Source organism: Profundicola chukchiensis (assembly GCF_029664245.1).
GTDB lineage: Bacteria > Bacteroidota > Bacteroidia > Flavobacteriales > Weeksellaceae > Profundicola > Profundicola chukchiensis.
In genome coordinates, this window is the sequence record NZ_JANAIE010000003.1 from 48,461 (window position 1) to 66,493 (window position 18,033).

17 protein-coding genes and 2 tRNA genes are annotated in these 18,033 nt (G+C 34.8%); 7 read left to right on the top strand and 12 right to left on the bottom strand.

The window, feature by feature from the left end; translation table 11 throughout:
• Positions 1-434: 434 nt before the first annotated feature.
• The gene (locus tag NLM59_RS04620) at positions 435-1,007 is read left to right on the top strand and encodes a hypothetical protein (protein WP_304416581.1); all 573 of its coding nucleotides are present in this window, start codon (positions 435-437) and stop codon (positions 1,005-1,007) included.
• A 153-nt stretch (positions 1,008-1,160) separates the two neighbouring features.
• On the opposite strand, the gene NLM59_RS04625 is transcribed toward NLM59_RS04620, so the two are convergent.
• From NLM59_RS04625 to NLM59_RS04645, 5 genes are all read right to left on the bottom strand, one after another.
• Positions 1,161-1,234 (bottom strand) — tRNA-Asn (locus tag NLM59_RS04625).
• Between the two features lie 103 nt (positions 1,235-1,337).
• Positions 1,338-1,411, bottom strand: a tRNA-Pro gene (locus tag NLM59_RS04630).
• Positions 1,412-1,472: 61 nt separating this feature from the next.
• The gene (locus NLM59_RS04635) at positions 1,473-1,919 is read right to left on the bottom strand and encodes a hypothetical protein (protein WP_304416582.1); all 447 of its coding nucleotides are present in this window, start codon (positions 1,917-1,919) and stop codon (positions 1,473-1,475) included.
• A 4-nt stretch (positions 1,920-1,923) separates the two neighbouring features.
• The gene (locus tag NLM59_RS04640) at positions 1,924-3,024 is read right to left on the bottom strand and encodes an ABC transporter permease (protein WP_304416583.1); all 1,101 of its coding nucleotides are present in this window, start codon (positions 3,022-3,024) and stop codon (positions 1,924-1,926) included.
• A 42-nt stretch (positions 3,025-3,066) separates the two neighbouring features.
• Positions 3,067-5,190 (bottom strand): carboxy terminal-processing peptidase, encoded by a 2,124-nt coding sequence (locus NLM59_RS04645; RefSeq protein ID WP_304416584.1) that lies wholly within the window; start codon positions 5,188-5,190, stop codon positions 3,067-3,069.
• 108 nt (positions 5,191-5,298) lie between these two features.
• On the opposite strand from NLM59_RS04645, the gene surE reads away from it, so the two are divergent.
• Positions 5,299-6,084 (top strand): 5'/3'-nucleotidase SurE, encoded by a 786-nt coding sequence (gene surE, locus NLM59_RS04650; protein WP_304416585.1) that lies wholly within the window; start codon positions 5,299-5,301, stop codon positions 6,082-6,084.
• Positions 6,085-6,147: 63 nt separating this feature from the next.
• Here the strand turns inward: surE and NLM59_RS04655 are convergent, their stop codons facing one another.
• From NLM59_RS04655 to NLM59_RS04670, 4 genes are all read right to left on the bottom strand, one after another.
• On the bottom strand, positions 6,148-6,663 hold the full coding sequence (locus tag NLM59_RS04655; protein ID WP_304416586.1) for an NUDIX hydrolase: 516 nt from the start codon (positions 6,661-6,663) through the stop codon (positions 6,148-6,150).
• Positions 6,664-6,695: 32 nt separating this feature from the next.
• A complete protein-coding gene (locus NLM59_RS04660) occupies positions 6,696-8,063 on the bottom strand; it encodes a serine hydrolase domain-containing protein (protein WP_304416587.1) in 1,368 nt (455 codons plus the stop codon).
• 6 nt (positions 8,064-8,069) lie between these two features.
• Positions 8,070-9,092, bottom strand: a complete 1,023-nt coding sequence (gene pheS, locus NLM59_RS04665) for a phenylalanine--tRNA ligase subunit alpha (protein ID WP_304416930.1) — start codon at positions 9,090-9,092, stop codon at positions 8,070-8,072.
• A 114-nt stretch (positions 9,093-9,206) separates the two neighbouring features.
• Entirely contained in the window at positions 9,207-9,908 is a 702-nt protein-coding gene (locus tag NLM59_RS04670; protein ID WP_304416588.1) for a YceI family protein, read from the bottom strand.
• A 341-nt stretch (positions 9,909-10,249) separates the two neighbouring features.
• On the opposite strand from NLM59_RS04670, the gene NLM59_RS04675 reads away from it, so the two are divergent.
• The 5 genes from NLM59_RS04675 (at position 10,250) to NLM59_RS04695 (ending at position 15,423) form a co-directional block, all read left to right on the top strand.
• On the top strand, positions 10,250-11,353 hold the full coding sequence (locus tag NLM59_RS04675; RefSeq protein ID WP_304416589.1) for an Mrp/NBP35 family ATP-binding protein: 1,104 nt from the start codon (positions 10,250-10,252) through the stop codon (positions 11,351-11,353).
• A 14-nt stretch (positions 11,354-11,367) separates the two neighbouring features.
• Positions 11,368-11,601 (top strand): NifU family protein, encoded by a 234-nt coding sequence (locus NLM59_RS04680; RefSeq protein ID WP_304416590.1) that lies wholly within the window; start codon positions 11,368-11,370, stop codon positions 11,599-11,601.
• Between the two features lie 8 nt (positions 11,602-11,609).
• Entirely contained in the window at positions 11,610-13,436 is a 1,827-nt protein-coding gene (locus tag NLM59_RS04685) for a 2-oxoacid:acceptor oxidoreductase subunit alpha (RefSeq protein ID WP_304416591.1), read from the top strand.
• A gap of 158 nt (positions 13,437-13,594) precedes the next feature.
• Positions 13,595-14,353 (top strand): DUF3108 domain-containing protein, encoded by a 759-nt coding sequence (locus NLM59_RS04690; RefSeq protein WP_304416592.1) that lies wholly within the window; start codon positions 13,595-13,597, stop codon positions 14,351-14,353.
• Positions 14,354-14,430: 77 nt separating this feature from the next.
• Positions 14,431-15,423, top strand: a complete 993-nt coding sequence (locus tag NLM59_RS04695) for an ABC transporter ATP-binding protein (RefSeq protein WP_304416593.1) — start codon at positions 14,431-14,433, stop codon at positions 15,421-15,423.
• A gap of 10 nt (positions 15,424-15,433) precedes the next feature.
• Here NLM59_RS04695 and NLM59_RS04700 read toward each other — a convergent pair whose 3' ends face one another.
• From NLM59_RS04700 to NLM59_RS04710, 3 genes are all read right to left on the bottom strand, one after another.
• Positions 15,434-16,024, bottom strand: a complete 591-nt coding sequence (locus NLM59_RS04700; RefSeq protein ID WP_304416594.1) for a hypothetical protein — start codon at positions 16,022-16,024, stop codon at positions 15,434-15,436.
• A 107-nt stretch (positions 16,025-16,131) separates the two neighbouring features.
• Entirely contained in the window at positions 16,132-16,944 is an 813-nt protein-coding gene (locus NLM59_RS04705; protein ID WP_304416595.1) for a hypothetical protein, read from the bottom strand.
• A 259-nt stretch (positions 16,945-17,203) separates the two neighbouring features.
• Positions 17,204-18,025: a hypothetical protein gene (locus NLM59_RS04710; protein WP_304416596.1), complete on the bottom strand. Its 822-nt coding sequence runs from the start codon at positions 18,023-18,025 to the stop codon at positions 17,204-17,206.
• Positions 18,026-18,033: the final 8 nt, after the last annotated feature.

Sequence of the window (18,033 nt, forward strand, 5' to 3'; positions counted from 1 at the left end):
ATAAACCATTTAGATGATTACGCGAAAAGAGATTTTTTGGGACCTTTCTAGAACTCCTTTTTGATATAAGTCTTTAAGTGACATAAAATGAATATTTACAGTTTAAAATGTAACTATTCACATTTTAAAATAGCTATAATAATGAACTTTAATTTTTTAAATTTCAATTAATAAGCTTATCACCTTATTTTTAGCCGTACACGTTTATGTAAAGTTTATAATAATTCATTGTCTCGAAAGCTATAATAGCTATTTTTGAGGTAATAAAATGATCCACTAAATTTCATAATCAAATCAAACCCAATTTTGACGAGGTAAGAATTAAGAAGATTGAGAGTTTAAAACTAGCTGAGTTAAGAGATTGGTTATTGCTTATGTTAATGAATGGTCAGGTAAGTATTGAGGAGTGAAGGACTTAATTAATTATAAATATTATGAAAAACTATCCTATTCTTGAGTCAAAAAACACATCATCCATAGAGGAATTTATCAGCTTTTGGAGTAAGCAATACCATTTTACAAATATGGATTTCTATACTCAGAACATAAATAAAGATCAATTTACAACAGATGATATTTTAGAGCTATATACTTGGAAAAACGGTATGAGGCTAAGTACTCAAAAAGTAAACTCAATTCAAGCGAAGGTTATCCCTAAATTGGATATCATTAATAAACTTAAACAAGATAGCACACCCAATTTGGATTTCTTTTTAGAAGAATTCAAATCCTTAAGTTTCGTTTGGAAAATATTCCTTTTACACATTATTTCTCCAGAAACTTACCCTATGTATGACCAACATATTCATAGAACTTTTTGCTTTCTACATCCTGATAATCCAAGAATATTAAATGCAAAACAGCACGAGCTTTATTTTGATTATTATCTTGATTTTATAAAAAATGAGGAAATAAAAGACATTAGAGAAATGGATAAGGCATTTTTTGCTTTTGGGCAGTTTATAAACACGAAACAATATATAAGCTTGGTTCAACAGAACTCATAATTTAGATATTTTCTGAGCATTAAGATTCCAAACGTCAAAAATCTAGTTGCTAGCTTTTATATTTCAGGTTTGTGTTACAATTGTGTATCAATTCTGCTAACATTAGAAATAAAAAAAGCCACCTACATTTCTGTAAGTGGCTGTGCTTAAATGCTCCCCCTCTTGGGCTCGAACCAAGGACCCTCTGATTAACAGTCAGATGCTCTAACCAGCTGAGCTAAGGAGGAATGCTGTAAAAGCGGATGCAAATATAAATTAAGTTTTTATAATTGCAAAAATATTTTCAAACTTTTTTAAATTATTTTTCTCTTCTTCAAAAAAACTACTCCGTCGGGATGACTGGATTCGAACCAGCGACCACACGCACCCCATGCGTGTACGCTACCAGACTGCGCCACATCCCGAATTGGCGAGCCCAAAATTAAAACTTATTTTCAATTTTCAAAAATAATGTTTGAAAAAATTTTAGACTTTTTCTTCTAAATCTTCAGTATCAATATCTTGCTTTCGTCGTGGCAGTAAAAAATAATAGATCGGCGTCAACATATATCCTATCCAAATCAAATATGCACCAAAATGAAACTTAGTTTTTAGTATTCGATGGCTAAATTCTTCATTGAAATCATATATCGTATACCCCAATCCTATACATGCCAATAGAAAAATTATAAAACATATCCATTGACGTATTTTCTTATCGAGCATGCGATAAACTATATGTAAAATCACAATGATGATTAATTGAGATGCAAATATATAAGCTCCGCTCTGTAAAGGTGATTTTAGGAACGCATAGCTTTTATTAAATAAACTAATGCCTAACTTCCCAATCCACGACATTTGAGCTAATAGCAGCGCAGAAATAGTCGAAAGCAGAAGTTGAATAAAAGCAATATTCAGAAAAGTTCTCATATGTTTAAGCTTTTATATCCATTGCATCGCGAAGTTGATTTCCAAAAACGTTGAAAGCCATTACTAACAATAGAATCAATAAACCAGGAAGAATAGCTAAATGTTGTTTCCCTAAAATAATATGGGCATAATGCTCTTTAATAATATTTCCCCAACTCGGCGTCGGTGGTTGAGCTCCAATTCCAAGAAAACTTAAACCACTTTCAATTAAAATGGCTGCCGCAAAATTGGCAGCGGAAATCACTATTACTGGCGCTAAAATATTGGGTAATATCTGCTTAAAAATAATTCTTGCATCACTCATTCCTAAAGCTCGAGCGGCTTCAACAAACTCCATCTCACGATAACTCAAAAACTGCCCACGAACAACACGTGCCACTTCTACCCACATGGTTAAACCTACAGCAATGAAAATTTGCCAAAATCCTTTACCAATAGCTAATGTGATGGCCATAACTAACAATAAGGTAGGTATCGACCATACAACGTTAATCAACCACATGATGACATTATCTACCTTTCCGCGGTAATAACCTCCTAAAGCACCAATAACTATCCCTACAAGCAATGAAATGGATACGGCAATAAACCCAACAAAGAAAGAAATTCGAGTTCCGACCAATAGTCTAGAATAGAAATCTCGGCCGAAACTGTCCGTACCCAACCAAAATGTCTTGGTATAGATAAAGTCCTTCTCTATTTCGTGATCTTCTTGATAGGTAGCCAATGAAATTGACTTTTTTTCTGCTACTAAACCGTCTCCAGAATAAGGAGTATAGACGATAGCATCATTCGTTAATTCATAATCAACGATAGGAATTTCCTCAAAATCTTGTTCTCTACCAAAGAAAAAGTCGCTGAAAGATGTCCCACTATTATAATCCGGAAGAGGCTTTTTAAGCATTAATTGCTTATATCCAATCGGTTTATACTTTAAAGACACTTGTTGTAAGGCTGCATTTTTAGTATCATCTGTTGCCAATGCATAGGCGAAAATACTCACAAAAGCCGCCAATAAGATAATAAATAGACAAGCTAATGCTAACGGATTTCCTTTTAGCTTTTGAATTGTTATTTGAGTCAGAGATTCACCTCTTTGTACCATGTAGTAGCCTTAATTAATTGCTTAAAATACTTGAAATTGTAATTAACGCATATCTCTCAAGACATTAATAGACTCCTCTAAGTATAAATCTTTCTCAAGGTTTTTGTGCCATTCTTTTCTACGCTCTTTTAAGATTGTATCATTCTTAATTAAAGCTTGCTCATAAGTTGGCGAACTTAGATTTAAACCATTTTTATATTTAGATAGCTCTTCAAACTTTTTAGATTCAGCCTCTCTTAAATCATATTCAACTCTAAACTTGTTATAGTTCAAGTTAATTACTTTTTCATCATCCATCTTTTTAGCATATTGAGCATATTCATCTACCAATTGAACTTGTGGAAGTTGTGCAATTCTAGCTTTACTTTTCTCAACAACCGCTTTTTTGTCCCATGGTGCTGGCCACTTATCATAGCTAAGAGAACTAATCTGATCCCAAGGCAATGCGGCGTCTCTGGAACCTTCAGAAATATCCATATAAGAATATCTATCTGGAATCACTATGTCTGATGCAACTCCTTCTAATTGAGTTGAACCACCGTTAATTCTATAAAACTTTTGGATGGTAAACTTCAACATTCCATACTCCTCGTTTGAATTCATAAACCAGCTCAACGGGCGAACTGTCTGAACCGTTCCTTTACCATAAGTTTTTTCACTTCCTAAAATTATTGCTCTATCATAATCCTGTAAAGCTGCAGCAAAAATTTCTGATGCCGAAGCCGAAAGTTCGTTCACTAAAACTACCATCGGTCCATCCCAAAGCACACCAGGAACTTTGTCATTATATTCTTTCTTATTTCCATCACTACGCATTACCTGCACAACTGGACCTTGGTTAATAAAGTGACCTGTAATTTCAACGCATTCTGATAAGTCTCCACCTCCGTTATTTCTAACATCGAAAACCAATCCTTTGATATTACTTTTCTTTAATTCTTCAATCTCACGAGCTACATCATCTGATGCATCATGACCTTCTCCATCATAATTTAAATAGAAAGATGGCAAGTAAATCACTCCATAGTTATCCCCCTTATCGTCTTGAACAACTGCTCCACGGGCAAATGTTTCTTCTAACTCAACAATATCTCTAACGATTTTAATTTCTTTAAATGATCCATCTTTCTTCTGAACTGTAAGAGTTACGGTTGTACCTTTTTCCCCTCTAATTAGGCGAATTGCATCTTCTAACAACATTCCAACTACACTCACAGCCTCTTTATTTCCCTGTGCAACTTTGGTGATTTTATCCTCAACTTCTAAATCACCTTGCTTCCAAGCTGGACCTCCAATTACTAAACTCTTAATGGTTGGATATCCTTTTTCGTCAGCTAAAGTTGCTCCAATTCCTTCTAATTGACCAGACATGCTCAACTCAAAGTCCTCATTTTCTTTTGGTGAGAAATAATTAGTATGAGGATCGAATTCTTCAGTAAATGAGTTTACATAAATAGACAACCAATCACCTTTTTTTCTTTTCTGGAATCGTCGAAAAAACTCAGACATATCATCGAATACCTTCATTCTTGCTTCTGCTTCTAACTGGCCAAAGCTTTTTCCTCTTGGGTCAAATTCTCCTTTATCTAAACCAATAGAGTCTTTCTTAGCCCAACCTTCTTCGTTCTTAGCAGACTCTTCCATGATTACAATTTCTTGAAGAATACTATACTTCAATCTATCTTGCCACTTCTTTTCCCACTCTGCTTGAGTTTTGGCATAAGTAGAATTATCTGAATCAAATAAAATTTGATCATCTGTGTTATAATTCAATGGATTTTTCAACATTTCTTTGGTCAAGACCTTCAATTCTTCCACACGATTGTATAAAGTGTCGATCGATTGGTGATAGAAAGTTAAATCTTCGTTATTAAAGAAATCATCCATCTTATTTTTATATTGAGAGAAGCTCTCAATATCTTTCCCTTTAAAATAAGTCTTATATGGGTCTAATTTCTGTAAATACCCATCAAAAACCCTCTGCGAAAATTCGTCGTTCACATCTTGTGGCGAATAATGTAGATAGGAAAGGGTTCTTCTTACATTCTTAATAATTTCTTTAGTTTTGGAATCATCCCCCAATTGTAATGGAGAACAATAACAGAAAACTAAAAACGACATGGATAAGATCGCTAGAAGTATATAGGTTTTTCTTAAATATTGCATTGTAGGGTATAAATTTTGTTAAGAAATAATCAATTCCTAAGCCAAAAAAGGCCAAAACTGATTAATTGGTTACATTTGAACAATAATACACAAATATAATTTCTTTTTATGGAAAAACCATTGATACTAATTACGAACGATGACGGAATCACAGCACCTGGTATACGTGCTTTAATAGAAATAGTAAAATCAATCGGCGATGTAGATGTTTATGTTGTTGCTCCAGATAGCCCACAAAGCGCCATGGGACATGCCATCACCATTAATTCTACACTTCATATAGAAGAAATAAAAGGTGGGGCTGTACAAGAATGGTCTTGCAGTGGAACGCCCGTGGATTCAGTAAAAATCGCGGTTGATAGAATTTTACCAAGAAAACCTGATTTATGCGTTTCTGGAATTAATCATGGTTCTAACTCATCAATTAATGTTATTTATTCTGGAACTATGTCAGCAGCAGTTGAAGCTGGAATTGAAGGAATTCCTGCCATCGGGTTCTCTTTATCAGATTTTTCTTATCACGCTGACTTTAAAGCTGGAGAAAAATTCATTAAAAAAATCATCATGGAAACGCTAGAAAATGGTTTACCTGATGGTGTAGTTTTAAATGTTAATATCCCAAAATTACCAGAAGAGGAGCTAAAAGGAATTAGAATCTGTAGACAAGCTCGCGCTAAATGGGATGAAAGCTTTGAGGAAAGAGTAGATCCTAGAGGAAGAAATTATTATTGGCTGACAGGTAATTTCGTAAACATGGACAAAGGCAAAGACACCGATGAATGGGCTTTAGCTAATGGATATATTTCTGTTGTTCCTGTTCAATTTGATATGACTGCACATCAATTTATGCCTAATCTCAATACGTGGGATTTAAATGGTTTCGATGACAAATAAAATTTTCTAAATAATAAAGCCCTTGAATTATCAAGGGCTTTTTAGTTTATATTTAATTCTTAACTACTTTAGAACGTATTTTTTAACCACTGCCTTCATAGAATCGAAACCTATATCTTCCATATCGATTTCATCCGCAGATAACCACTTAGCTTCTTGAATCTCAGATTTCTCTAAATTAATTTTTTGATTATCCTTTAATTCAATTTCAAAAACAATATCTAAAGTTCTATATAAGATATCTCTGAAATCATAGTCATTTGGCTCGGTGTCTAACAAGACCAAATCATCCATATCAATATCGATATCCAATTCCTCTTTCAACTCTCTCTTTGCAGCAAATTGAGCCGATTCTTTTGGATCAACAAACCCACCTGGAAAGTCTAATTTTCCTTTTTTAGGCTCATTATTTCTTACCGTAAATAAAACTTTATCATCTCTGCGCATAATCACCATTACAGCCGCTGCACAATTATGATAATAAACAAAACCACAGTCTAGACATTCGAATCGATGATGATTCTCGAACTTGTGATTAGATGAACCACATTTTGGACAAAATTGAAAGAATTTAGGCATTTCTATATTGTATTTAATCTATTGACTTCAACTCAATTACCAGTTGACAAACTTACTACTTTTGCGCTATCTTTTTGGGAGCTCTTATTCTTAGAAGAACGCTTAGATGGAACTTCTAAATCCGATTTTTCCCTAACAACTCCCTTATCTAATTTCGGCATCAAACTATCTGCAGCTATTTTAAGTGTATCCTGCTTCTCCATTCTATCCTCTAGCTCCATTGTTATCGGATAATCACCTAATAAACCTATCAATGAAAATGAAGTATAAACAGAGCGAATTTGCTTATTTCCTAGGGCAATAATACTGATAGAATCATTTTCGCCTCTTACATAGGTTGTGTAATTTCCATGCCACCACCCATTGTGATACCATAGCTTTTCACCTGTATCCCACTCCATTAATCTTAATCCAAGCCCATAATTCTTAATACCAGGTTTTTCGTAGCTATAGCCTTGTTTCATCAATTTCTTTAGCTTCTCAGACAAAAACTTCTTAGAATACATCGCTTTGTCCATTTTAAATAAATCTCTTGGCGTTGAATAAATATTCTTGTCGCCATAGATATTATCTAAGAAATTAAAATCCCAACGTTTATTTCTAGAAGTATACGACTGGCTAACTTTAGCAGAGTCCTTAATATTAAAAACAAAAGTATGATCCATTTTCAAAGGATCGAAAACGATGTATTTCATCGCTTCAGGATAGGTTAAACCGGTAACTTTCTCTATGATTAAAGCTAATAAAGTATAGTTGGTATTACTATAATTAAAAGTGGTATTCGGCGCTGAATAAGGCTCTCCAATCTTTTGCACCAAAGCTTCTAAAACATTATCATTCGTTTGGATTTCATTGGTGTTCCAATACTTATCATCATGCTCGAAATAGGCATAATTAGGCAATCCACTTCGATGACTTAACAAATCTCTAACCGTGATATTTTTATAGGGAAACGCCGAATAGAAATTTGAAACTAATTGATCTAACTTAAGCTTGTCGTCCTCTACTAATTTTAAAACCGCCAATGATGTTAAAACTTTGGAAATAGAAGCAATATGAATCGGTGTATCTGCAGTTAATGCTTCTTCTGTTTCAAAATTGGCAAATCCTCTATAATTCTCATAAATGATTTGTCCATTTTTGGCCACTAGTAAGCCACCACTAACTTTATTATAGTCCCAGTAATTTTCATAAAAATCCTGAACATAACGACGTTTCTCGTTAAATTCAGATTTATCGAGCCTTAAAGCCTTAAAAGTTTCATCGTAATCTATGTAGGGATAATGAGGTAGATTTAAGGTGTCTCTATGCTCAAACTCAGCTTCTGTAGCCGACTCTGATTTCTTTTGACAACCAACGGCCATCAAAACACTTAAACCTAATATAATCCAACTTTTCATAGAACATTACCAACCAAATTCAGCCTCGAATTGCTCTAAGAATCGAATATCATTTTCAAAGTATAAACGAATATCTCCAATTTGATATAACAACAGGGCAATACGCTCTATTCCCATTCCAAAGGCATATCCGCTATATTCTTCTGGATCAATTCCAACATTCTTAAGTACGTTAGGGTCTACCATTCCACAGCCCATAATTTCTAACCAACCTGTTCCTTTGGTGATTCTATAGTCAGTTTCTGTTTCCAATCCCCAATAAACATCAACCTCGGCACTTGGCTCAGTGAAAGGGAAGTAAGATGGTCTTAGTCTAATTTTAGACTTACCAAATAATTCTGTTGTGAAGTATTGTAAAGTTTGTTTTAAATCCGCAAATGAAACATTTTTATCTACATACAATCCCTCGATTTGATGGAACATCGCGTGAGAACGTGATGAAATAGCTTCGTTTCTATAAACTCTACCCGGAGACAAGATTCGCATAGGCGGCTTATGATTCTCCATAAATCGAATTTGTACCGAAGATGTATGTGTTCTCAATAAGAAATCTGGATCTTTTTCGATAAAGAAAGTATCCTGCATATCTCTTGCTGGGTGATACTCAGGAAGATTTAATGCTGTAAAGTTATGCCAATCATCTTCTATTTCTGGTCCCTCTGAAAGCGCGAAACCAATTCTTTTGAAAATCTCTACAATTCTATTCCTAACAACACTAATAGGATGACGAGCACCCAACTCAATTGGCATCCCCGGACGAGTAAAATCCTCGAAAACACCTCCCTCATCTTGTGATTGCCCACTTGATTTTAAGGTTTCAATTTTTTCGGCCGCAGAAGTCTTAAGCGTATTTAAAGCCTGACCTACTTCTCTTTTTTGCTCATTGGGAACATCCTTAAATTTCGCGAATAGGTCATTTAGAATTCCTTTTTTACTTAAAAATTTAATTCTAAAATCTTCTATTAATTTAGGATCTGTTGCGTTGAACTCCTCTATTTCCTTTAGGTATTGTCGAATATCTTCAATCATAATTCCATCAATAATTTTCAAAAATACAATTTTAACGTGAATCGCTTAGTTAAGCTAAACAAAAAAAAGGCTGTTTTTTCAAACAGCCTTTATATAAGTTTTATCGTAATTTAATTACTCTGCTACCACTTCGTCTGCAGCGTCAACTTCAACTACCTCAACCTCACCTTGGTTAGCTTTAAGATTAACGCGTAAAGTTACGTTATCTTTAATAACTGCACCTTTTGCAGGGTTAAATACAATTCCGAAATCTTTACGGTCGATTGTAAACTCTTCTGAATCCATAGTGAAAGTTTCACCCTCTAAACTAGTGTTAGCTTTGAAAGTAATGTTTTTCTCGTCTTCTCTCATTTTTAAGTTACCGCTAATCTCAGTGTTATAATCACCTTCGATTTTGTTAACAGCAGTAATTTTAAATGTAGCTGTAGGATATTTCTCTACGTGTAAGAAATCTTCACTTTTTAAGTGACCGTCTAATTTAGCTTTGTCATCTGGAGAATCGTTTAAGTCCATAGATTCTAATGAAGCTGCATCGATAACAAAATCACCTGAAACTAATTCACCGTTTTCGATTCCAACAGTTCCTGATTGTAATTTGATAGTACCGTGGTGACCTTGCTCTTCAGTTTCTCCTTCGTAAATTTTGAAAGCTCTCCAACCAACGTTTGATACTTCTGTGTCAACCGCAAAGTTAGCTGTAGTCTCAGACCCAACTGCTACTTCCTCAGCATCTTTTACTTCAACTGCCTCTTTTTTCTCACATGCTGTGAATGCTAATAAAGCAACAGCAGACAATCCTAAAAATACTTTTTTCATCTTTTATAATTTTGGGCAAAAATACATATTTTTATATTAACCCACTATCAATTATTCATTATTTTTAACTATTGAGTTATAGATTATTATTTTTAAGTTAACATTTCGCCGTTTATTTCCTTTTTCAGCAAAAGATTAAGTCTAATACCTTGATTTCTGAAATCAAACATAATTCAGATTTCTTATTCTATATCAGTTGAAATCTCCATTTGAAGAGAATTAGCAGCATTAATTTTAATTTTACTCAGCAGTTTGATTTAGAAAGTATAACAAACATCATATTAAAAAGACTATCTACTCCATTTTTAGTTTTGTATATTTGTAGAATTATTCTAAATAGTATGAGTTTTACAAAAAGTGACGTAAATAAGATAATAGAAGAATTACAAGCGAAAGATTGGATTCAGAACTTTCAGATTTTTGGTAAAAAAATCATGATTGATGCAGTTTCTCCTTCTCCGGCTATGCACGATAAGAAGAAATTAGAAGACGCATTAATCAATGCATTTAAAGACAAATTACCAGAAGCAACTGTAAATGTACGGGTAACTGTAAAGGCTCAAAAAGCAGCTAAATTACCAACGGCTCCTTTAAAAGGTAAAAAGATTGAAGGTATTCAAAATATCATTGCCGTTGCCTCTGGTAAAGGTGGTGTTGGAAAATCAACAGTTGCAGCTAATATTGCTATTAGTCTACAAAAAATGGGCTTTAAAGTTGGTTTATTAGATGCCGATATTTATGGACCATCGATGCCATTAATGTTTGACGTAGAAAAGGCTAAGCCTAGATCTGTGAACGTAGATGGCAAAAGCAAAATGGAACCTGTAGAAAGCTATGGAATTAAGCTTTTATCGATTGGTTTCTTTGCAGATATGGACCAAGCTGTGGTTTGGCGTGGTGCTATGGCCTCTAAAGCGATTCACCAATTAATACATGATGCAGATTGGGGAAAACTAGATTTCTTAATCGTTGATTTACCTCCAGGAACTGGTGATATTCACTTAAGTTTAGTGCAAGAAGTTCCTGTTACAGGAGCAGTAATCGTAAGTACACCACAACACATTGCTTTAGCCGATGCAAGAAAAGGTGTGGGTATGTTTAAAATGGAATCTATCGATGTTCCTGTACTTGGTTTCATTGAGAATATGGCCTACTTTACGCCAGAAGAATTACCAGATAACAAATACTATATCTTCGGACAAAATGGTGTTAGGAATTTAGCTGAGAAAATGGAAATTCCATTTTTAGGTGAAGTTCCATTGGTGCAAAGTATTAGAGAAGCAGGAGACGTGGGAAGACCTGCAGCGCTTCAAGCTAACACGATTGCGAGCCAAGCCTATACAGAAATAACAAAGAATTTAGTTTCAAGTCTTGCTAAACGCAATGAGGATTTACCTCCAACCGAAATAGTTCGTATTACGACTATGGCGGGTTGTCCAACCTAAATAAACAGAGCTACATGAATAGTGATTTAAAAGTAAGAGTAGAAAAAGCTCTACAAGAAATTAGGCCCTATCTACAAACAGATAGTGGCGATATTGAGTTGGTTTCTATAGAAAATGATATAGTTACCGTAAGACTTTTAGGAGCATGCATTGATTGTAGCGTAAATCAAATGACGCTAAAAGCAGGCGTTGAGTTGACTGTTAAAAAGCATGCCCCTGAAATTAGTAAAGTGATAAATATAAATTAATCGACGTTTTGAATACAGAACTAAAACAAGTAGTCATTCTTTTTGCAGGAGATTCGGGTGATGGAATGCAACTTACCGGATCTCAATTCACAACAACATCTGCCCTAGTAGGGAATGACGTCAGTACATTTCCAGATTTCCCAGCAGAAATTCGCGCCCCTGCCGGTACAACTGCAGGTGTCTCAGGCTTTCAGTTACAGTTTGGTAGTGTTAACATTACCTCGGCTGGAGACGAATGCGATGTTATGATTGCAATGAATGCAGCTGCTTTTAAGAAAAACAAAGCCAAACTTAAAAAGAATGGAATCTTAATCGCAAATACTTCTGGATTTGATCGTAAGAATTTAAAACTGGCTAAATACGAAGATGAAAACCCACTCGATGCAGCCAAAGAAATATTTGATGTACACGAGATTGACATTCTAGCGCATACAAAAGAAGCGCTAAAAGACTCTAGCTTAAGCACTAAAGACAAGGACAGAGCGAAGAATATGTTTGCTCTTGGATTTGTTTATTGGTTGTTTACTAGACCTTTAGATTTCACGATCGCGTACTTAGAAGAAAAGTTTAGATCTAAACCAGATATCTTAGACGCAAATATTAAGGTGTTAAAAGCTGGATATCATTATGGTGAAATCACTGATACTTTCACAGAAAGATATGTAGTAAAACCAGCACCTCTACCCCCAGGAAATTATAGAAACATTACAGGTAATCACGCATTAGCTTTGGGAGCGATTGCTGCTTCACAGAAAGCTAATCTAAATCTGTTTTATGGTGGTTATCCCATTACACCTGCATCCGATATTTTGCATTTCTTAGCTAGCTATAAGTATATGGGAGTTAAGACCTTCCAAGCTGAGGATGAGATTGCAGCTATGGCAGCTGTTATCGGTGCATCATATGCGGGAGATTTAGCCATTACAGCCTCTTCTGGGCCTGGTATCGCGTTAAAAGCAGAAGGAATGGGATTAGCATTAATGCTTGAAGTCCCTGCAGTGATTGTAAACGTACAGCGTGGTGGTCCTTCTACAGGTTTACCTACAAAAACAGAACAAGCAGATTTAATGCAAGCCATGTATGGTAGAAATGGAGAAGCTCCGATTCCAGTGGTTGCGCCTAAATCACCAAATGATTGTTTCCAGATAACTTTTAATGCTTGTAAAATTGCTGTTGAGCACATGACACCAGTTATTGTGCTTTCTGATGGTTATTTAGCTAATGGTTCCGAACCTTGGAGATATCCAAATACAGCAGATTTACCAGAGATTCAGAAGATTCAACCTAAATTAACCAAAGAAGAGTTTCAACCTTATGAGCGAAACGAAGATTTCGTGAGAAGTTGGGCTATTCCAGGAACAGCTAATTTAGAGCATAGAGTTGGTGGATTAGAAAAGAAAGACATCACTGGAGATGTAAGCTATGATCCAGAGAACCATGAGTTGATGGTGAAGCAAAGACAAGCCAAAGTTCAAGCGATTGAGAATTATATTCCTGATGCTGAATTAGAAAGTGGAACAAGCGATGCTGATCTATTAATTATTGGTTGGGGAAGTACCTATGGTGCTATTCAAGCAGCGATGTTACAATTGCTAGAAGAAGGACACTCTGTGGCTCATTTACAAATACAGTATTTGAATCCATTCCCTAAAAATCTAGGTGAATTACTTAATAATCATAAGAGATTCTTAGTTCCAGAAATCAATCAAGGGCAGTTAATCAAAATTCTAAGAGACCGTTATTTAATTGATGCAAAACCATTAAATAAAACTCAAGGAATTCCGTTTACGGCTCCTGAAATTTATAAAGCAGCTATTCGAACGCTTATTAGCTAAAAAACTAAGCGTTCATTTTTATTTTTTTTGTTCATTGTTATAGTTTTATTGAATTAAGATTTAGCGCGTAACCAATTCTAAATTATCAGGTTGCTAACTTGAGCTAAATTATTTTGGCATTTAAATTGCCTTAAGAGTCTTGATTAAGAATTATAACAATGAGCAAATATATATTCCTCCTATTTAGTATTTTTATTGGAAACCTCGTTTTGGGACAAGGTTTTCAGGATAAAGAATTCCTAAAATACAGGGTTCACTATGGCTTTTTAAATGCTGGCTTTGCCTCATTAAAAGTAAGCGAAACTACCGTAAATGGTGAACCACATTTTCATGTTAAAGGTGAAGGATCTTCAACTGGTGCGGTTAGAGCATTTTTTAAAGTTGATGACTTCTATGAAACTAAATTTCATAAATACACTTATAAACCTACGGAGTTTAAACGAAAAATTAGAGAAGGTGGACATAGAAAAAATAGAGTTTTAACTTTTGACCATAAATCAAAAGTTGTTACTATCAATGACCTTCTTGGGAAAAGCGTGACTTATGAGCGTTTCGATCCGCCTATTCAAGATATGCTTTCAGCTTATTACTACTTAAGAACAAAATCTAATAACGATTACAAGACAGGTGAATACCAAAGTGTCAACATCTTTATGGATGGCGAGGTTTTTCCTTTTAAATTAAAAGTAGAAGGAAGAGAGCGTATTAAAACCAAGTTTGGCTACATTAATGCCATTAAACTAACACCATTCGTTCAGTCAGGACGTGTATTTAAAGCGAAAGAGAGTGTTACCATGTGGGTGAGCGATGATGCGAATTTAATTCCTCTAAAGATTAAAGCTGAGTTAGCAGTTGGTTCGTTAGAAATGGATTTACATGAGTACAAAAACCTAAAACACAGCATCGACTTTAGATAGTAAAATCTACATTAAGAAATAATAAGATTTTATCCCACTTAATTCTATTACAAGATTTAATTAAGTATTTTTGATACATGCTAAGTATCGACAATCTACATTTCTCTTACGAACCTGGTAAACCGGTTTTAAAAGACATTTCATTATCCCTTCTTTCGGAGGAAAAACTATGTATTCTTGGTCAAAGCGGAAGCGGAAAATCCACTTTGTTGAAGTTAATTTATGCTGAATTACAACATAAAAGCGGCCAAATTGTTTTTAATAAAGAGGAAATTAAAGGTAGAAATCATCAACTTCTTCCTGGGCACGAAGACATGACTTATGTGGCACAAGATTTTGATTTAGCAACGTATCATACGGTAGCTGAAAATGTAGGAAGTCGTATTAGCAACACCAATCAAGATTATAAAACATCTAGAGTTAATGAGGTTTTAAAATCTTTGAGCATTTATGATCTTAAGGATAAAAAACCTACAGAGTTAAGTGGTGGACAAAAGCAGCGCGTTGCCATAGCAAGAGCTGTTGCTAAGCCCCCTAAATTACTATTATTAGATGAGCCTTTTAGTCAATTAGATTCTGGATTACACAGAAGGTTGAGAGAGGAACTGTTTTCATTCCTAGAGAAAAATAAAATCGCTGTTGTTTTTTCTTCACATCGTGCAGAGGATGCTTTGGGCTATTCAGATAAGATTATTCTATTGAAGAATGGAGAAGTTATTCAACAAGGTTCTGCCTCACAAGTATATTTTTCTCCTCAAACAACTTATGTAGCACATATGTTTGGCTTAGTGAACATTTTGAACGCACAAGAAGCCGGTGCTATGGGAATAGAGCGTAACTTCTTAAAAGATGTCGTTTTGATTTATCCGGAAGAGATTTCTATTTCCGAAAAAGGGAAACATTCAGGTGTGGTGAAGCGAAATCGTTTTATGGGAAACCATTACGAAATACAGTTTATCTCTAAAGGGAAACTCTTAAAAGCATATCATACGCAGCCCATTCCACCTAAGGATAGATTTAATTTTGATATCCGAAATTATCGTTGGACTTTGTTGGACGAAGATAATTAAGCTTCTACTCCTATTTATCTGGATTTAATAAAACTACTTTGTTTCTTAAAAGGAGTTTCACGTATCTGCCATATTCATCTTTAGCAGGTTCTATTCTGATGCCTGATTTTTTCAAATCGTCAGCTACTTGTCTTAATGCACTCACCGCCTGGACCTTAAATTCATTATCACCATCTACAGCTCTTATAGCTGTAATAAGGCCTTGCCAGTTTATATAGAATTCTAAATTTACCTCTACCCTATCTTTATTTACATTAGGAAATTCTGTATCTAAAACAGCAAGAATATTGTGCTCTATATTAGCCGATAGACATTCTATTAATTCAGTCTTACTACCTTCCAATTCTTCACATCCCGGATAAACCGGAACTTCAACTACCTTGTTTACAACCAAATCTTTCTTATCATGTTTGAGATCTTCTTCGATATCGAAACTTTCTTTTTTATCCTTATTAAATAATTCTTCAATAGAAACCGCCGCAAGGGAATCTTTTAGATTAGGTAAAGATTTACTAATAGCGATGATACTCCATAATAAAAATAAAATTATGAATAGCCCTATACTTATATAGATGATCGAATTACGTTTTGAGTTTTTCATGATAATGAAGATACGCCAATTTGAGTTGAGAAATTACGTTTCCTGCTATATAAAACATAAAAATCCCGCTTAAGCGGGATTTTTAATCAATAATTAAATTGTTTCATCTATTTGTCTGGGTTTTGTAAAATAACATTGTTTTGGAAAATCAAGGTAACTTCTTTATCCCCATCCATGGTAGCAGGCTTAATTTTCTTATTTGACTTATTCAAATATTTTGAAACGTTTTCCAAAGCTCTCATAGCTTGTGGCATAAATTCTTCATCACCTCTTTTAGCGTTAATATTTACTATTTCACCATCGGTGTTGATATGAAATTCAAGTTGTACCTGTACTCTAGGCTTACTAGTTTCAGGGTATTCCGTATCAAGAAATTTCATAAGATCTTTACTTAAGTTATCTCCGAAACATCGAACCAACTCACGTTTCTTACCTTCATAAGCTTCACAACCTGGATAAACCGCCATATTAGTGACTCTATTTACAGGAACTGGATCTGGAACTCTTTCTTCTTTGGGTGCAGCTTGAACTTGATCTAACAATTCATCAATATTAACTCGTACTGGAGTCTTTACATTTACTACCTCTGGAATTCTAGGTTTATTTAGCTCTTGGTTATCTAAAGGATCAGGCTCAATAGGCTCCAGTGTTTCTTCAATATCTTGAGGAATCAAAGGTGGCGGTGGCAAAGGTTCATCAATTTCCGGCAAAGATTGCTCCTCTAAAGACCTTTCAGCGATTAAGATACTTGTGGGAGGTGTGGTCTGAACCAATGTAGTTTCTTTCTGCTCCACAGATTCCATTGAGTTTTGTATTCCAAACAAGCCATATACGCCCAATAGTACGAGGTTAAGACCTAGTAAGAAATAGAGTGTCCGATTTTTGTTTAAACTTTTTTGTTTTGACTTTTTTACTTCCATAGTAATTGATTTTAGATTAGTGATTTAATAATACCTATTCAAAGAAAATACTTGATGTTTAACATAAACACAAAATCTAAACCACTATTTGTTAAATTCAATACTTTAACAATCAAAAACCTATTCAATACTCATTATCCGAATTAAAATATTATCGATTTCATTTATTCATTACTTTTTAAGAAGTATTTTAATGAAAAAGTATAAAACAAAAAAAATCCCGCATTGAGCGGGATTTCTATTTATTATTTAAATTTTCCTAGTAATCTGGGTTTTGCAGAATTACGTTATTTTGGAATATTAATGTTGCTTTACTACCATCAGCCATAGTTGCAGGTTCGATTTTCTTACCTCTACGAACTAGGTTGTCAGCAGCTCTTTCTAAAGCTCTCTTCGCCTCTGGTTTGAAAATGTTATCACCAGCTTTAGGGTTAACATTTATAATCTCACCTGTAGGGCTTACGTGGAACTCTAACTGAACGGCAACTCTTTCTTTATTAACATCAGGGAACTCAGTATCTAAGTAACGCATAATGTCTTTAGATAAGTTATCACCAAAACATTTAATTAGTTCACGTTTTTTACCTCTGAATTTTTCACAACCTGGATAAACAGCCATGTCCTTAACACGATTCACCGTTACTGGTTCAGCAACACGCTCTTCTTTTGGAGCAGCTTCTGTTTGCGTTTTAAGTCCAGACAAATCTACTTTCTTCACTGGGCCAGTTGCAGGCGGACCTGTTGGCATTGGTGGAGGCGTATGCTTTTGTTCTTGGATTGGAGGTGGCGGAACTGGTTCCGGTGTTTCCTCAATCTCTTCTGGAATTGGCGGTGGCGGTGGTGGTGGCGGCTCATCACTTGGTGGTGGTGGCGGTGGTGGAGTTTCCGGTTCTGGAATCTCGATCAACATAACTTCAGATGTTTCTACAACTTCTGGTGCTTCTTCTATAACAACCTCATCAGCTGTGTTTTGGTAACTAAATAATCCCCAAACTATAAGAAGTACTACGTTTAAACCACCTAAAAAATAGAGCATGTTATTGCCTTTTAGGCTTGCTTTATTTGTTTTTTTTACTTCCATGGTTTATT

Bases quoted from the DNA above. Each gene is read 5' to 3' on its own strand.
- NLM59_RS04620 (WP_304416581.1), top strand. From the start codon at position 435: ATGAAAAACTATCCTATTCTTGAGTCAAAAAACACATCATCCATAGAG.
- NLM59_RS04635 (WP_304416582.1), bottom strand. From the start codon at position 1,919: ATGAGAACTTTTCTGAATATTGCTTTTATTCAACTTCTGCTTTCGACT.
- NLM59_RS04640 (WP_304416583.1), bottom strand. From the start codon at position 3,024: ATGGTACAAAGAGGTGAATCTCTGACTCAAATAACAATTCAAAAGCTA.
- NLM59_RS04645 (WP_304416584.1), bottom strand. From the start codon at position 5,190: ATGCAATATTTAAGAAAAACCTATATACTTCTAGCGATCTTATCCATG.
- surE (WP_304416585.1), top strand. From the start codon at position 5,299: ATGGAAAAACCATTGATACTAATTACGAACGATGACGGAATCACAGCA.
- NLM59_RS04655 (WP_304416586.1), bottom strand. From the start codon at position 6,663: ATGCCTAAATTCTTTCAATTTTGTCCAAAATGTGGTTCATCTAATCAC.
- NLM59_RS04660 (WP_304416587.1), bottom strand. From the start codon at position 8,063: ATGAAAAGTTGGATTATATTAGGTTTAAGTGTTTTGATGGCCGTTGGT.
- pheS (WP_304416930.1), bottom strand. From the start codon at position 9,092: ATGATTGAAGATATTCGACAATACCTAAAGGAAATAGAGGAGTTCAAC.
- NLM59_RS04670 (WP_304416588.1), bottom strand. From the start codon at position 9,908: ATGAAAAAAGTATTTTTAGGATTGTCTGCTGTTGCTTTATTAGCATTC.
- NLM59_RS04675 (WP_304416589.1), top strand. From the start codon at position 10,250: ATGAGTTTTACAAAAAGTGACGTAAATAAGATAATAGAAGAATTACAA.
- NLM59_RS04680 (WP_304416590.1), top strand. From the start codon at position 11,368: ATGAATAGTGATTTAAAAGTAAGAGTAGAAAAAGCTCTACAAGAAATT.
- NLM59_RS04690 (WP_304416592.1), top strand. From the start codon at position 13,595: ATGAGCAAATATATATTCCTCCTATTTAGTATTTTTATTGGAAACCTC.
- NLM59_RS04695 (WP_304416593.1), top strand. From the start codon at position 14,431: ATGCTAAGTATCGACAATCTACATTTCTCTTACGAACCTGGTAAACCG.
- NLM59_RS04700 (WP_304416594.1), bottom strand. From the start codon at position 16,024: ATGAAAAACTCAAAACGTAATTCGATCATCTATATAAGTATAGGGCTA.
- NLM59_RS04705 (WP_304416595.1), bottom strand. From the start codon at position 16,944: ATGGAAGTAAAAAAGTCAAAACAAAAAAGTTTAAACAAAAATCGGACA.
- NLM59_RS04710 (WP_304416596.1), bottom strand. From the start codon at position 18,025: ATGGAAGTAAAAAAAACAAATAAAGCAAGCCTAAAAGGCAATAACATG.